This is a genomic window from Desulfosporomusa polytropa (assembly GCF_055380075.1).
This window is the reverse complement of the sequence record NZ_AP042400.1, coordinates 2,467,629-2,484,173: the sequence shown is the minus strand read 5'-3', so window position 1 is coordinate 2,484,173 and position 16,545 is coordinate 2,467,629. Positions and strand designations below refer to the sequence as shown.

The following is a 16,545-nucleotide window of genomic DNA, read 5'->3' as shown; positions in this document are numbered from 1 at the left end:
GATCCCCCAAAATGCAGGCAACTGCAAAGCGCTAATTCGTTGTATATCGAAAACAGTTAAGTTATTTATCCGGAAGGGGAGAAAAAATGAGTGTAGGCAGAAGTTTTCCGCGAGTTGATGGCATTGCCAAGGTAACCGGCAAGGCGCAATATGTGGATGATATTTATGAAAAGAATATGCTGCATGCCAAGGTTCTCCGTAGTACCATTGCCAATGGCTGGGTGAAAAATATAGATGTAAGCAAAGCCAATGCGTTGCCAGGTGTAGAAGCTGTTATAACCTACAAAGATGTTCCTGAACACACTTTTCCCACAGCCGGGCATCCGTATAGTAAAGACCCGGCTCACCAGGATGTGGCTGATCGCAATCTGCTGACTCGGCGGGTACGGCTGTATGGGGACGAAATTGCTGCTGTTGTAGCCGTAGATGAGTTAACTGCAGAAAAAGCTGCGCATTTAATTGAAGTCGAATATGAAGAATATGCTCCTATTTTAACGGCAGAAGACGCAGGAAAAGAAGGCGCAGTGGAAATTCATGCGGGAACAAAAAATATCGTAGGCAGTGACAATTATCAAGTAGGTGATATCGAAGCAGCCTTTAGGCAAGCTGATTATGTTTTTAAAGATAAGTTTGCTACTAGTACAGTACAGCACTGCGCCATGGAGAATCATACGGCGTATGCCTATATTGATAATAACGGCAAAATTACCGTGGTGTCTTCAACTCAAATTCCTCATATTGCCAGACGGATTATCGGTCAGGCACTGGGAATTTCCTGGGGGCGGGTGCGGGTGATTAAGCCCTATGTCGGCGGTGGTTTTGGCGGCAAACAAGATGCCGTAATAGAGCCGTTAGTCGCCTTTTTGACAACTGTTGTCCATGGGCGTCCGGTACGTCTGCAATTTACCAGAGAAGAGACTTTTATTGCCAGCCGTGTACGTCACGCCATTTCCTATACGCTGCGCTCGGCAGTCAATAAGGATGGCAGCCTGGTAGCCAGACAGGGTAAAGCGGTTTCCCTAAACGGTGGTTATGCTTCCCATGGCCATTCTATTGCTGCTAACAGCGGGTCCAAATACAGACAGCTTTATAATCAACAAGCCATTACGTATGAGGCCACTACTTTTTATACCAATATGCCTTCGGCTGGTGCCATGCGGGGCTATGGTATTCCACAGGTCATGTTTGCCTTAGAATGTCATATGGAGGATATTGCCAGGGACATTGGCATAGACCCTATTGAGTTTCGTCTCAAGAATATTACCAGACAAGGCTGGGTAGACCCACTCAGCAAAATTGTCGCAGGCAGTAACGGTCTTCCTGAATGCATTGCCAAAGGAAAAGAACTACTGCGCTGGGAAGAAAAGAAAACTCAATTAAAAAATCAGACTGGACCTAAGCGCCGGGGCATTGGCATGGCCAACTTTGTATATGCTACCGGAACCCATCCTGTGGGACTGGAAATCGGCGGTGCCCGTATTGTTATGAATGAGGATGGATCAGTACAGGTACAAGTCGGTGCTACTGAAATTGGTCAGGGCAGTGATACTGTCTTTTGCCAAATGGCAGCCGAAACTATCGGCATTCCTATGAATATGGTAGCTATTATTGCCGACCAGGATACTGATATTTCTCCGGTAGACACCGGTTCCTATGCTTCCCGACAAACTTATATTACCGGTATGGCGGTGAAAAAAGCGGCAGAGGAAATTAAACAAAAGACGCTGACTTATGCTTGGGGGATGACAGATATTCCGGCAGCGGCCATGGATATCATGGATGGCTGGCTCATTTACAAGCATGACGGCGAGCAGATTATGCCCTTGGCAGAAGTGGCGCTAGACAGCTGGTACAATCCGGTGTTTGCCGCACCCATTACAGCAGATGTTACTAACAATGCCAGAGTGAATGCGTTGGCTTTCGGGTGTACGTTTGTTGAGGTAGAAGTGGATATCCCTATCGGTAAGGTGGAAGTGTTGGAGATTTACAACATTCATGATGCCGGAAAACTTATTAATCCCCAACTGGCTGCCGGTCAGGTTCGCGGTGGTGTGAGTATGGGGATGGGGTATGCTTTATATGAACAACTGCTCTTTGACAGTAAAACAGGGAAACCTTTAAATAATAACCTGTTGGATTACAAGCTAATGACTACAATGGATACTCCGGACATTGGCGCCGAATTTATTGAGACTTACGAACCAACTGGACCTTACGGCAACAAGGCTTTAGGTGAACCACCGGCCATATCTCCGGCTCCGGCCATCCGCAATGCGATCTTGGATGCGACAGGCGTAAAATTTAACCAGGTACCTATGACGCCGCAGCGTCTGGTGGAAAAATTCAAGGCAGCAGGGTTAATTTAGAAAAGGTGGTGACGGGGATGTATGATATTGCCAAATATGAAGAAACGTATACGGTGGAGGAAGCCATAGCCTTACTGCAGGCCAATCCGAAAGCTGTCATTATTTCCGGCGGTAGTGATGTACTAATCAAGCTTCATGGAGGCAGGATGCCGGCGGCTGAACTGGTAAGCATTCACGGCATACCTGAGTTAAAGGGGGTAACCCTTGAGAACGATGGAACCATTGCCATTGGTGCTGGCACAAGTTTTACAAATATAACAAAAAGCCCGATTATTCAGCAGTTTATTCCCGTGTTAGGAGAAGCGGTAGCTATGGTAGGCGGACCCCAGGTACGTAATATCGGTACCATCGGCGGGAATGTTTGCAACGGAGTGACTTCGGCTGACAGTGCTGCCACCTTGTTTGCCTTTAATGCCAAGCTGCAAATTCAAGGTTCTTACGGCGAACGGGTGATTTCCATTCATGAATTTTACCAAGGGCCGGGAAAAGTGGCCTTGGCCCATGGAGAAATCCTGACCGCTATCTTGGTTACCAAGGAAAACTACGAGGGATTTAGCGGCCACTATATAAAATACGCCATGCGTAACGCCATGGACATTGCAACCTTAGGCTGTGTGGCCGTTTGCCAGTTTAATAAAGATCAGGTAGAAGATTTTCGCCTGGCATTAGGAGTGGCAGGACCGACTCCTATGCGTTGCAGCAAAACAGAAGAAATGGCTAAAGGCCGACTGGTTGGTGAGAAACTACTGGAGGAAATCGGGAAAACCGCTATTACGGAGGTTAATCCCAGAACCTCCTGGCGTGCTTCCAAAGAATTTCGTCTACAGTTAGTAGAAGAACTAAGTAAACGGGCTTTCATGGAAGCTTTTCGTAAGGCCGGGGGTGAAGCAAAATGATGACACGCAGAATTGCTTTTACAGTCAATGGGAAAGAACACATGCTGGAAGTGGATGTGCGGGAATCCTTACTGGATGTGTTACGCAACCGCCTGGCTTTGACTGGGGTTAAAAAAGGCTGTTCGGTTGGGGAATGTGGTGCCTGTACAGTGCTTATTGACGGGGAACCTTTTGACACCTGCATTTTTTTAGCTGTTTGGGCTGATGGTAAGGAAATCCGTACAGTGGAAGGAGAAGCTAAAGAGGGGAAACTGTCGAAGGTGCAGGAAGCTTTTTTAGAGGAAGCTGCTGTACAGTGCGGGTTTTGTACTCCCGGCCTGGTTATGACTACTACTGCCTTGGTGGAAAGCAAAAAATCTTATACAAAGCAGGAAATAAAAAAGGAACTTTCCGGCCATATGTGCCGTTGTACAGGATATCACAATATTATAAAAGCTGCAGAGAAAGCTTTGGAGGACAAGGCAGAAAAAGACCATGAATGCTGCGGGAAATGCCATCAATAAGATTTTCAAGGGGGGTGTAGCGTGAAGCGGGTACAGGAATTGGTAGATACGGCTTTAGGCCGTGCGGCGGCTGATTTGGTGCTGAAAAACGCCAATGTATTTAATGTATTTACAGGCCGGTTTGCTAAGGGGGATGCGGCCATTGTCAAAGGCTATATTGCCGGGGTTGGCGAGTATAGTGGCCGTAAGGAAATAGATGTAACAGGAAAATACATTACACCAGGCTTTATTGACGGCCATGTTCATATCGAAAGTGCTATGGTAAGTCCTGCACAATTTTCCTGTGCCGTAGTTCCGAGTGGCACGACAACGGTTATCGCTGATCCCCACGAAATTGCCAATGTGGCAGGAGTGGAAGGTCTTCGCTATATGTTGAATGCCACCGAACAGCTGGCCTTAAACGTATATATCATGTTGCCTTCTTGTGTACCGGCTACTCAGTTGGAAAATTCGGGCGCTACACTGATGGCAAAGGAACTAGCCGAGTTTATTCACCATCCCCGGGTTCTAGGTTTAGGAGAAATGATGGATTATTCCGGGGTAATCCATAAATCTGAAACCGTATTCGAAAAAATTTGTCTGGCCCAGGGTAAACTGGTTGACGGCCATGCCCCTGGCTTAGTAGGAAAAGAGTTAACTGGTTATATTGCCGCCGGAATTTGTTCTGATCATGAATGTGTTACTGCGGAAGAAGCAACAGAACGGCTGGCGCAAGGTATGCATGTTATGCTCAGGGAAGGTTCAGCGGCCCATAATTTGCTTAAGCTGTTGCCAGCAGTAAATCAGTACACGGTAGGACGCTGTTTGTTTGCTACTGACGACCGTCATCCGGAGGATTTAATTGAACAGGGGCACATCAATCATATGGTTAAGTTAGCTGTAGCTGCAGGTACAGATTTGGCTTGGGTGCTGCAAATGGCTACCATAAATGCAGCTAATTATTTTCGCCTTGGTGACTTGGGTGCGGTTGCTCCCGGATATCGGGCTGACTTGCTAGTGTTTGATAATCTCGAAGATTGGCATCCTGTTATGGTTTTTAAAGACGGACAGTTGGCGGCGGAAAATGGAAAATCACTGTTTATGAATTTCTTTGTGGACGACAAAGGGGTGCGTAATACGCTGAACTTGGGAGAGCTCAATCGGGAGAAGCTGCGGCTTCCCGCCAGTTCTCCCATCGCCAGAGTGATTGGGTTAGTGCCACACCAGTTGGTAACCACTGCTTTAGAATTGCCGATGCCGGTGATTCAGGGAGAATTTGTTCCCGACACTAGCCAGGATATTATGAAAATAGTGGTATGGGAGCGGCATAAGGGCACTGGCAAAGTAGGTGTGGGATTATTGCAAGGTCTAGGGCTAAAACAGGGGGCTATAGCTTCAACCATTGCTCATGATTCTCACAATCTGGTGGTCGTGGGAACCGACGACGAAGCCATTATGCTGGCCGTAAAAGAAATTGAACATATTCAGGGCGGGTTGGTAATTGCTGGTGAAGGAAAAATTCTCGGTACTCTATCCTTGCCGTTGGCCGGGCTTATGACTGACCAGGATATCGGCGAGGTACAGGAAAAACTGGCAGAGCTTCACAAAATCGCCCGCAATCTGGGGGTAAAGGAGGAATATGATCCCTTTATGACGTTAGCTTTTTTAAGTCTACCGGTCATTCCAGCCTTAAAACTAACAGATGAAGGTCTGGTAGATGTTGCGACTTTTCAACTTGTGTCTGTATCTGTATGAAATAAGCAGAACGTTGTGTTAAGGTGAACACAACGAAAATATTACGAGGTGATGCTAAAATGACAGAGAATACACGTCATCCAGTTGATGAAATGCTACCAACCGGACAGTTATTTATTTATGGTCTGCAGCATGTTTTGGCAATGTATGCCGGTGCGGTTGCTGTTCCACTCATTATTGCCAATGCCATCGGCTTAAGCCAAGAACAATTGATTTTTCTAATTAATGCCGATTTATTTACCTGTGGTATTGCCACATTGATTCAAACGTTGGGTTTTGGTAATATGGGTATTCGGATTCCGATGATTCAAGGCGTTACCTTTGCGGCTGTTACCCCTATGATTATTATTGGTAAAACCCATGGTATGACGGCCATCTATGGATCTATTATTGTGGCCGGGTTGGTTACCTACCTAGTAGCTCCCTATTTTAGCCGATTAATTCGCTTTTTTCCGCCAGTAGTTACGGGGACTATTATAACCATTATTGGAGTTACCTTGATGCCAGTTGCTGTCAGGTGGGCAGCAGGCGGCAATCCAGCTGCTAAAGATTATGCCAGCCCGGAATACATTGGACTGGCGTTTGTAGTTATGATGCTAGTGTTGTTTTTTTATAAATATTTTACCGGATTTTTAAGTAACATTGCTGTTCTCTTAGGTTTAATCTGCGGAACTCTTGTCGCTATTCCCTTTGGAATGGTCAACTTTAACCAGGTAGGGACTGCTGGCTGGATTGGTATTACCACTCCCTTCTGGTTTGGCTTCCCCACCTTTGATATTGCATCCATCGCAGCTATGGTGTTGGTTATGCTAGTAGTTATGACAGAAACCACCGGTGACTGTATCGCCATCGGTGAAATTATTGAAAAACCTATTCATAAAGAAGATTTGGCCAGATGTTTGCGGGCTGATGGTTTCTCGACCATACTTGGCGGCATTTTGAATAGTTTTCCCTATACTGCTTTTGCTCAAAACGTCGGGTTGGTTGGATTAACCAGAGTGAAAAGCCGGTTTGTGGTGGCAGCTTCCGGCGTAATTTTAATTGCCCTGGGTTTGATGCCTAAGCTGGCCGCGGTGATTGCTGCCATACCCAATCCTGTACTAGGGGGAGCAGGCATTGTTATGTTTGGTATGGTAGCAGCCAGCGGTATTAAGACCTTATCGAAAGTTAACTTTGATGGAACCCACAATATTATGGTGGTAGGTATTAGTATTGGTATTGGGATGATTACCTTAGCGGTACCTAACTTTTATCAGGGCTTCCCTGGCTGGCTGCAGGTTATTCTTCACAGTGGTATTACGGCTGGTAGCTTGGCCGCTATTGTCTTAAATCTCCTGTTAAACGGTAAGGAAGCTGCGCATGATGTTACAGCAGAAAAAGGAGCTACCGCCAACGGGTAGTCATTGGATGGAAGATAACGTATAGCTGCTGTAAGGGGGGCAATTTTATGGGAATTGTTTTGTGTGGTGGAACTATCGTCACAGATACTGCTTGTTATCAAGCTGATATTCGCATCCAAGGCGAGATTATTGACGCCGTTGGCAGTCAAGTGACGCAAGCGGGCGATACAGTGCTAACGGCAGAAGGTTGCTATATATTTCCTGGAGGTATTGATGCTCATACCCACTTTGATTTGCCGGTAGGTACCATGGCTACTGCTGATGATTTTGCCAGTGGCACCAAGGCTGCCATCCTCGGTGGCACCACTACAGTGATTGATTATGCTACTCAGTTTAAAGGTGAAACGTTACAACAAGGCCTGGAAAACTGGCATCAGCGCGCAGACGGAAAATGTTACTCAGACTATGGTTTTCATATGGCTATTACCGATTGGAATGAACAAGTTTCCCGGGAAATACCCTGGCTTAGCCAGGAGGCTGGGGTGGCCTCCGTAAAGTTGTATATGGCTTATAAAAATGTAATGCAGGTAGATGACAGCACCTTATTTCAAGTGTTGGAACGTAGTCGGGACTGGGGTATTCTAACCTGCGTCCATTGTGAAAACGGCGATATTGTTGATAATCTGGTCAGGCAGTTTCGCCGGCAAGGCAAAACTGCACCAGCTTATCATCACTTATCCCGACCGCCACGGGTGGAACAGGAAGCGGTAAATCGGCTGACGGTACTGGCTGAGATGGCTGATGCTTCCGTGTTGGTTGTCCATTTAAGTTGCCGGGAATCCCTGGAGACAGTAGCGCAGGCCAAGGCCCGGGGTGTCCGGGTGTTTGCTGAAACTTGTCCCCAATACCTAGTGCTGGATGATAGTGTGTATCAGGACACCACCTTTAGCTGTGCAAAATACGTTATCTCGCCGCCGCTCAGGGCGAAGGAAAACCAAGAGTATTTATGGAACGGGCTGAAAACCGGTATTTTGGATACTGTCGCTACCGACCATTGCTCCTTTAACTTCCATGGACAGAAAGAAGTGGGAAGCGAAGACTTTAGCAAGATACCCAATGGTGCTCCCGGCGTGGAACACCGGTTGGGGCTCTTATATACCTATGGTGTCAAGGCTGGGAAAATTAGCCTTACCCAGTTTGTTGACAAAGTAGCAACCCAGCCGGCAAAACTCTTTGGTCTTTTTCCAAAGAAAGGAACGATAGCTCCAGGCAGTGATGCGGATTTGGTGATTTGGGACGAGCGCCGTCAGGTTACAATTAGTGCTGCCTCTCAGGCTCAGAAGGTGGACTACAGTCCCTATGAAGGAATGAAACAGCAGGGGCAGGCCATTCATGTATTTCTCAGGGGACAGCAAGTGGTGAAAAATGGAAAAACATGTATTGATACCCCGCAGGGTCAATTTCTCTTTCGCAAACCGTTTCGCCAGGACTGGGTGTAGTATAACCGGAAGATAGCAGTGCTTGCTGAGTAGTTAATTGAAAAAAATAAAGGATTCTTGTATATTATTGACAATATGGGTCAATAGTTTCTACCAGGTTGCCGTAAATAACCTGACTATAAGAATAGGGGCTTTGTTGTACCTATTTTTCATAGTCAGGTTATTTTATTTATATATATTCCGCAGTGAAGGAGTTTGCAGGCGCAGGTAAAAATAATTATGAGGAGAGTGGTATAATGTTGGAGACAGCAACGCAAAAAAAATGTGCTGAAAATGGTTTTTTAGACCGCTATTTCAAATTATCCCAAAGAGGAACGACGCTGAAAACAGAAATCATAGCTGGGCTAACTACATTTATTGCGATGTCGTATTTGATTTTTGTAATTCCGGGTCAATTTTTAATTGCAGCTGGAATGCCGCCAGCCAGTGCAACTGCTGCGACAATTCTTTCCACTGCTTTTGCAACGTTACTTATGGGTATCTATGCTAATTTACCGATAGCTATGGGATCAGGTCTGGGACTTGGCGCTGTTTTCACCTTTATTATGGTTGGCAGTATGGGATTAAGTTGGCAAACGGCTTTAGGTGCGGTTTTTATTTCTGGGGTGCTGTTCTTTATTTTGGCGATTACAAATATAACAAAGGCGGTGATTGAGGCTATTCCAACCCTTTTGAAATCGGCGATTGGTGTTGGTTTGGGCTTGTTTATTGCCTTTATTGGTTTTAAAGGTGCAGGAATAATAGTTCCAGCGGCAGGTACGATTCTAACGCTAGGAAGTTTGAAGCAGCCGAACGTCTTATTAGCCGTAATCGGCTTAATCATAACTAGTTTATTAATGGCGAAAAATATAAAGGGTGCTTTCTTATTGGGAATCTTTGTGACGACAATCATTGGTATGTTTATGGGAGTTACTAAGCTGCCGACTAGCATGAGTGACATAATTTCTTTTGTGCCGCCTCTGCCAATTGATACGATGGGCCAATTAGATATTGTGGCTGCAGTAGGGTATGGTTTGGTATCAATTATTTTTACGATTACTATTGTCGATTTGTTTGATAATATTGGAACATTGATTGCGATTTCCGGTAAGGCTGGGTTACTTGATGAAAATAACAATTTACCTGATATTAATAAAGCCTTATTGGCAGGCTCTGTCGCCACTATGGTGGGAGGATTTTTCGGTTCCTGTACAGTAACTTCTTATATAGAAAGCGCTGCCGGTGTTGCCGCAGGCGGTAAATCAGGGTTAACGTCAGTTACTACAGGCCTGTTATTCTTAGCTACTTTATTTTTAACGCCGTTAGCAGGTTTAGTTCCAGGAGCGGCTACATCACCGATCTTAATTATCATAGGTGCTTTAATGATAGGTGAAATTGTCCACATCGATTTTACTGACTTCACCAACGCATTACCAGCATTTCTAACGATTATCCTAATGCCATTAACTTGCAGTATTGTTGAAGGTATGGCGTTTGGCTTCATTACATTTACTTTGCTCAAACTAGTTACAGGCAGAACTAAGGAAATACATCCGTTGATGTATGTGTTAGCCATCATTTTCGTTGTTCATCTATATATGAAATAGATGGCAAGCTAGTGATGTATTGTAATTATGAAAGGAATAGGTAGGATGATGTATGGAAAATGACCTAAAAATCATAAAGGGTAATATAGTTTTTACTCCAATTTTTGGACAACTAACAATTTTGGCAAATAGCTTTATGGTTATCGAAGGGAACAAGGTTAAAGGGACTTATGGGGTACTTCCGGCAGAATATAAAAATGTAGGTGTATTTGATTATGGGAATGCTCTGATTATTCCTGGGTTTGTCGATTTGCATTTCCATGCGCCGCAGTTTGTTAACAGAGGGGTGGGGCTTGATCTTGAATTACTTCCCTGGCTGGAAAGATATACCTTTCCCGAAGAAGCAAAATATAAAAATATAGATTATGCTGAAGCGGTTTATAAAAAGGTTGTAACCGAACTTTGGAAGTGGGGTACAACTCGTGTGGCACTATTTGGTACTATCCATAAAGAAGCAACAGCCAAATTAATGGAACTACTGGCATCAGCGGGTCTTGGCGGCTATGTTGGTAAAGTAAATATGGATAGGAATTCTCCCGATATTCTAATTGAGACAACGAAGCAATCACTTGCCGATACGGAAGAGTTTATTAAAAATACGGTTAACAGGTATGAACTGGTGAAACCAATTATAACGCCAAGATTTGTACCTACATGTACACCAGAATTAATGAACGGGATTGCCAAGCTGGCGAAAAAGTATAATTTGCCGGTTCAGTCTCATTTATCGGAAAATACTGGTGAAATTGCCTGGGTTAAAGAGTTGCACCCTGAATGCCAAAACTATGCCAGTGTATATCATGAATTCGGACTATTTGGACAACAACCAACCATAATGGCTCACTGTATCTATAATGATGATTCAGAGATGGAGTTAATGGCAAAAAACAAAGTATATGTTGCCCATTGTCCCTATTCTAATAACAACCTATCCAGCGGGATAGCTCCTATCAGAAAGTTAATTGATAAAGGAGTAGCGGTAGGTTTGGGATCTGACATATCTGGCGGGCATGAGATATCTATAGCAAAGGTTATGGCGATGGTTGTGCAAGTTTCGAAATTGAAATGGTTGGAAACGGGTAAGCAAGAAAACTTCTTTACCATACCGGAAGCCTTTTACCTGGCGACAAAAGGTGGGGGAAGCTTCTTTGGTAAAGTGGGAAGCTTTGAAGAGGGGTATGAATTTGATGCATTAGTAATTGATGACAGCTGTTTGGAGGTCTCAAATTACAATCAGCATTCAGTAGAAGAGCGGTTGAGCCGATTCATTTATATTGGCGATCATCAAAATATTGTTGCAAGGTATGTAGCTGGCAAAAAGATTGAACAACCCCAATTTTAATTCTATGTGAATCTAATAGGAACTTTTTAGTTTTTATGGAATGTCTTTATAGTAAGCGGACAAAGAGTGCGCGTTACTCGTTACTCTTATCAGGCATAATATCGGTAATTACAAATAGGCTAGGAACTGAAAATTACCAGAAAAGAGAGGAATTAAAATGAGCAGTGATTGTTTTTATTGTAACAAGGATCAAAGGCTGAAGGATTTGATGATTGAAGTATGTCGGTTGGGTGTTTCTACTCTGTATTTATTTAAGGAACAGACATATCGGGGCAGATGTGTTGTAGCCTATAAGGAGCATATTAATGAATTATTCGAGTTAGAAGAAAAAGAACTTGCACTTTTCATGCTGGACGTTACAAGAGCGGCAAATGCAATAAAAAAAGCTTTTTCACCAGATAAAATAAATTATGGTGCATACTCAGATAAACTTCCTCACCTTCATTTCCATGTTGTTCCCAAATATAAAGATGGTCATACCTGGGGTGGTACATTTGAGATGTCGCCTGTCGATAAAGTGCTTCTCAGTGATGCTGAATATCTGGAAATTGTTGAGCTGATTAAGAAAAATTTAAAATAAGCAGTGGATTCAACGTAGCAGTTTGCACTTTGTCTAGCTTATTTTAATCGACGGCACATCTGCAGTAACCTGGTAGGTTATCATGTCCATGACACAATGATTTTTCGGTTGAAGATTTTGTCGAAACGTCAATAATGCCTCTTTAGAGAAGAAAAATATCCAAAGATCCACTCTCTCCGGACTCTATCAGCATATTAATATAATTAACTCCTATATTGACAGCACGTTTTGTTTCAATTATACTAGCTACATAATATTAATCATGGTTAACATTATATTTGATGGCAAAGACGCCTGTTCTCTATTCAGAGACAGGTGTCTTTTTATTTGTTTAAGAGAGGAGGGAAAAACTTGATTACACTGGAAGGGGTACAGAAACACTTCGGTACAAATCATGTTCTTAAGGACATTGATTTGAAGGTGGCTGCAGGTGAAAAAGTTGTAGTGATTGGGCCAAGTGGCTCTGGTAAGAGTACACTAATTCGCTCCATGAACCTCCTTGAAACACCATCAAGCGGCAAAATTTTTGTCGATGGAGTAGAATTGACAGCGCCTAAAGCAAATGTTGCTAAAGTGCGAGAAGCAGTTGCGATGGTTTTTCAGCAATTTAATCTCTATCCGCATAAGACAGTCTTGGAAAATCTAACATTGGCCCCAATATTAATAAAAAAAGTGCCTAAGGCTGAGGCTGAAGAAACGGGACTGGCTTATTTAGACCGGGTTGGTCTTAAGGAAAAAGCGAATGCCTATCCAGCTCAATTGTCAGGTGGACAGCAGCAACGGGTAGCAATCGCTCGTGCTCTTACGATGAAACCTCGGGTCATGCTTTTTGACGAACCGACCTCGGCCCTTGATCCTGAGATGATACAAGAAGTACTGGACGTTATGGTGGATTTAGCAAAAGAAGGCATTACCATGGTAGTAGTAACTCATGAAATGGGATTTGCCCGGCAGGTGGCTGATCGTGTGATCTTTATGGACGCAGGCCGAATCGTGGAAGAAGGTACACCAGAGCACTTTTTTGTTAATCCAGAGAATGATAGGACTAAGTTATTTTTGAGCAAGATTCTTCGTTCCCATTGATAACTAAATTATTATAAAAGAGGAATGGTGAGTATGAAACGTTTTAGTGCATTTTTATTATGTATAGTAATGATAGTTGGGCTTATGGTAGTGGGCTGTGGCTCAAATAAGCCGGCACAAAGTGCGCAGGGTGATGTTGCAGCTGATATGAAAGCGATTAAAGACCGCGGAGTACTGAAAGTTGGCGTTAAGGTTGATGTACCAAAGTTCGGTTTTAAAGATCCCCAAACAAATAAGATTGACGGCTTAGAAATTGATATTGCCCGGGCTGTTGCTAAAAAAATTCTCGGTGACCCTGCTAAGCTTGATGTTCAGGGTGTAACTGCTAAGACACGAGGCCCTTTGCTTGATAATGGTGAAATAGATTTGGTAATTGCCACATTTACTATTACTGATGAACGCAAACAAAGTTATAATTTTTCCGAGCCATACTTTAAAGATGGCGTTGCCATGATGGTAAAGAAAAGTTCAGGTATTCAGTCTGTTAAAGATATGAATGGGAAGAAAATCGGTGTGGCGCAAAGCGCGACTAGTCGTAAGGCACTGCAGGAAGAAGCCGATAAGGCTGGCGTTAAGGTTCAGTTCCTGGAGTTTGGTACTTATCCGGAAATTAAGACTGCTCTAGACTCAGGTCGTGCTGATGTATTTTCAGTTGACGGATCAATCTTAGCTGGCTATCTGGATGACAGCACTACCATCTTAAACGATCGGTTTGCGCCTCAGGAGTATGGTGTGGCTTCTAAAAAATCTAACACCGCATTGGCTAAGGCCGTAGATGAAGTGATTGCTGAAATGAAAAAGAATGGCGAATTAGATAAATTAATTCAAAAGTGGGGTATTAAATAGTGAACGGACCTTTTGCGGACTATAAGTGGGTCGCATTAGCTCACGATTGGGCCGTATTTGGAGAAGGTTTTGCTAATACGGTGCTGGTATCGTTTTTTGCTCTCGTGTTGGCCTTGGCGTTAGGTGTTCTGTTTGGTGTATTAGGCAGTTCTAAGCTTACGTTTTTTCAAGTGATTACGCGGGTGTATGTAGAAAGCATTCAAAATACCCCGCTGGTAATTCAAGTATTTTTTCTTTATCATGGGTTGCCTCACCTTGGTGTTATGCTGCCTATCTTCGCGGTAGGTGTATTAGGGGTAGGCATTTATCATGGAGCATATATTTCCGAGGCTGTACGTGCTGGCATCCAAGCTGTTCCGCGGGGGCAGCTTGAGGCCGCATATTCACAAGGCTTTTCCTTCTGGAGTGCTATGCGCCATATTATTCTTCCACAGGCGAAACGGATGGCTCTTCCTCCGATGACAAATCAAGCAGTAAGTTTGATAAAAAATACCTCTGTATTGGCTATGGTGGCAGGGGGGGAACTTATGTATCAGGCTGATTCTTGGTCATCTACTAACCTGTACTACGGACCCGCCTATGTTGCGACAGGGGTACTCTATATAATTTTGTGCCTACCCTTAGCTACCTATGCTAGAAAACTGGAGCAGAAGGCGGAGGTGAATGCATGATTAGTGATCTTTTTAAGCCTGAAATTCTCCTGTTTTTAGCTGACGGATTGCTAATTACGCTAGAAATTTCTATTGCTTCCATCGTGCTTAGTCTAGTGTTGGGAATTGGTTTGGGCGTAGCTCGGTTTTCAGGTCAGCGCTTTTTTTCGCCAATTGCAGCCGTATATGTGGAAATAGTGCGAAATACTCCAACCTTATTATTCATTCTTGGATTTAGGTTTTTGACCAATTTACCGCCAGTGCAAGCAGGGATTGCTGCTATGACTGTATTTACCTCGGCTATTGTTGCAGAAATAGTTCGAGGCGGTTTGAACTCTATTCCATGTGGACAATGGGAGGCGGGGAAATCTCAAGGTTTGAATTATATCCAGGTTCTTCGGTATATTGTGTTGCCTCAGGCGCTGAAAAATATGATTCCACCCCTTGTTTCGCAGGGGACAACAGTTATTAAAGATACGTCATTTGTTTGGGCTGTCGGTATTGAAGAACTGACAGGTAAAGGTATGATAATTATGGGTAAATATGGTACGACAGCTCAGGTGTTTACTCTCTTTGGGATGATTGCCATCACTTATTTCGTATTAAATTATGCACTATCAACCTATGCTCGGTTATTACAACGTCGAATGACGCTGAGCAGTTCTTAAGCAGAATAATTAGGATACCAGGTCTGTGTTTAGCAACATCGTTTAACCGTTTTGGCGGTAAAACGATGTTGCTTTCTTTTCAAAACCTGGCGTTGCTGTATTTTGAGGTCAGATTGGATTTGCATGCATACAATATAGACACGAGAACTGGCAGTATGTCTTGCTGTCGTATTTTGTGGCTGTTCAGCTTTAAGTATTTTTGCACTATTATCGATATATATAATAGGGATAACATGCTTATTGTTAGGGGGAGTTCAATGCAGAGCATATCATTAGATGAAATAAAGCCAGGTATGTATCTATCAAAGCCACTCATGGCAACCGATGGTACCGTTTTACTGCATGAGGGCATAGAAATAAAAGAAAGATACATTCAGTATCTTCGTCATAAAGGGATTATCTCTTTATTTGTTGGAGAACCAGAATTTTCAGATCCTGCGGAGAAAATAGCAGAAGATCGCAATGAACCTAAGCAGCGGCAGCAAGCAATGACGGCTGCTCGGGAGGTCATTAATCACTTTCGTGTCGGTAAGGGGGTACAGCTTGACCGAATAAAAAATATTGTCAGCGATTTGGTCAACCAGCTTGACCAGAAACCGGAAAATATGATTCATCTTTTGGATATACGCCGTAAAGAAGAATATATGTTTTCACATGCGGTAAATACGTGCATTTTATCGGTTATGACCGGTCTTGCCAAAGGCTATGATAATAAACAGCTGTATGAATTGGGCTTGGCGGCTATGTTTCACGATGTTGGCAAAGTTAAATTTTCCAGAAACTTAGCGCTGCAGTATCCTAATTATGTAACTAATGAAGGTATGGAGGAATATAAGCAGCATCCTTTTTATTCATTGGAGATTTTGCGGCAAAATGAGAACTTATCGATTGATATTGTCAATGCCTGTTTTCAACATCATGAACGTTGGAATGGCAGCGGTTATCCTATGGGGCTTGCGGGAGATACTATTTCCGAGTATGCGCAAATTATTAGTATTGCCGATGTGTATGACCGCTTGATCGCGGGAATGCCGCATCGCCGTCCTACCCCGGTATATTATGCGGCTGCCATTTTAAACAAGGCGGCAGGAGAGTATTTTAACCCGGAGATTGTCGATAAATTCAACCAAAATGTGGCTATTTATCCGATGGGTAGAACCGTACGGCTTAATAATAGGCAAAGCGGCTTGATTCTGGGTGTTGGCATAAAAAGCAAAAATACTCCCGTAGTTCGCATTATTTCCAGCGAGGATGGTACTGAAGTTAATAAGCTTGTTGAGCTTGATTTGGAGAAAAACCCGGGACTTTTTATTGTTGACTTTGAAGAGGTATATGCAGGGCACGTTCAGGCCTATACTGAGTATGTTCCCATGAATTATTTAAAAGGGAAGCCTGTATGACAAGAATGATGTTTTGAAAAGTATAAATGATAAAACCACGATTCACCTGCAA

14 protein-coding genes and 1 riboswitch are annotated in these 16,545 nt (G+C 43.6%); all 14 genes read left to right on the top strand.

Annotated elements, in window-relative coordinates:
* The first annotated feature begins 86 nt into the window (after positions 1–86).
* Positions 87–2,366, top strand: a complete 2,280-nt coding sequence (gene xdhA, locus ACZ449_RS13560; protein ID WP_464261504.1) for a xanthine dehydrogenase subunit XdhA — start codon at positions 87–89, stop codon at positions 2,364–2,366.
* 17 nt (positions 2,367–2,383) lie between these two features.
* Positions 2,384–3,262 carry a xanthine dehydrogenase subunit XdhB gene (xdhB, locus tag ACZ449_RS13555; protein ID WP_464261503.1) on the top strand — a complete coding sequence of 293 codons (879 nt, stop codon included), beginning with the start codon at positions 2,384–2,386 and terminating at the stop codon, positions 3,260–3,262.
* A complete protein-coding gene (gene xdhC, locus ACZ449_RS13550) occupies positions 3,259–3,765 on the top strand; it encodes a xanthine dehydrogenase subunit XdhC (RefSeq protein WP_464261502.1) in 507 nt (168 codons plus the stop codon). The genes xdhB and xdhC overlap by 4 nt, the downstream gene beginning before the upstream one ends.
* 21 nt (positions 3,766–3,786) lie before the next feature.
* Positions 3,787–5,499, top strand: a complete 1,713-nt coding sequence (gene ade / locus ACZ449_RS13545) for an adenine deaminase (RefSeq protein WP_464261501.1) — start codon at positions 3,787–3,789, stop codon at positions 5,497–5,499.
* Between the two features lie 59 nt (positions 5,500–5,558).
* Positions 5,559–6,899 (top strand): nucleobase:cation symporter-2 family protein, encoded by a 1,341-nt coding sequence (locus ACZ449_RS13540; RefSeq protein WP_464261500.1) that lies wholly within the window; start codon positions 5,559–5,561, stop codon positions 6,897–6,899.
* A gap of 47 nt (positions 6,900–6,946) precedes the next feature.
* Positions 6,947–8,338, top strand: coding sequence for a dihydropyrimidinase (gene hydA, locus ACZ449_RS13535; RefSeq protein WP_464261499.1), 1,392 nt, complete (start codon positions 6,947–6,949; stop codon positions 8,336–8,338).
* Between the two features lie 37 nt (positions 8,339–8,375).
* Positions 8,376–8,477, top strand: a riboswitch (purine riboswitch).
* Between the two features lie 97 nt (positions 8,478–8,574).
* On the top strand, positions 8,575–9,924 hold the full coding sequence (locus ACZ449_RS13530) for an NCS2 family permease (protein WP_464261498.1): 1,350 nt from the start codon (positions 8,575–8,577) through the stop codon (positions 9,922–9,924).
* 52 nt (positions 9,925–9,976) lie between these two features.
* Entirely contained in the window at positions 9,977–11,266 is a 1,290-nt protein-coding gene (gene guaD, locus ACZ449_RS13525; protein WP_464261497.1) for a guanine deaminase, read from the top strand.
* Positions 11,267–11,423: 157 nt separating this feature from the next.
* On the top strand, positions 11,424–11,846 hold the full coding sequence (locus tag ACZ449_RS13520) for an HIT family protein (protein ID WP_464261496.1): 423 nt from the start codon (positions 11,424–11,426) through the stop codon (positions 11,844–11,846).
* Positions 11,847–12,197: 351 nt separating this feature from the next.
* Positions 12,198–12,929: an amino acid ABC transporter ATP-binding protein gene (locus ACZ449_RS13515; protein WP_464261495.1), complete on the top strand. Its 732-nt coding sequence runs from the start codon at positions 12,198–12,200 to the stop codon at positions 12,927–12,929.
* A 33-nt stretch (positions 12,930–12,962) separates the two neighbouring features.
* Positions 12,963–13,775: a transporter substrate-binding domain-containing protein gene (locus ACZ449_RS13510; protein WP_464261494.1), complete on the top strand. Its 813-nt coding sequence runs from the start codon at positions 12,963–12,965 to the stop codon at positions 13,773–13,775.
* Positions 13,775–14,446, top strand: coding sequence for an amino acid ABC transporter permease (locus tag ACZ449_RS13505; protein ID WP_464261493.1), 672 nt, complete (start codon positions 13,775–13,777; stop codon positions 14,444–14,446). The genes ACZ449_RS13510 and ACZ449_RS13505 overlap by 1 nt, the downstream gene beginning before the upstream one ends.
* A complete protein-coding gene (locus ACZ449_RS13500) occupies positions 14,443–15,093 on the top strand; it encodes an amino acid ABC transporter permease (protein ID WP_464261492.1) in 651 nt (216 codons plus the stop codon). Before ACZ449_RS13505 ends, ACZ449_RS13500 begins: the two co-directional genes overlap by 4 nt.
* A gap of 257 nt (positions 15,094–15,350) precedes the next feature.
* The gene (locus ACZ449_RS13495) at positions 15,351–16,493 is read left to right on the top strand and encodes an HD-GYP domain-containing protein (RefSeq protein ID WP_464261491.1); all 1,143 of its coding nucleotides are present in this window, start codon (positions 15,351–15,353) and stop codon (positions 16,491–16,493) included.
* Positions 16,494–16,545: the final 52 nt, after the last annotated feature.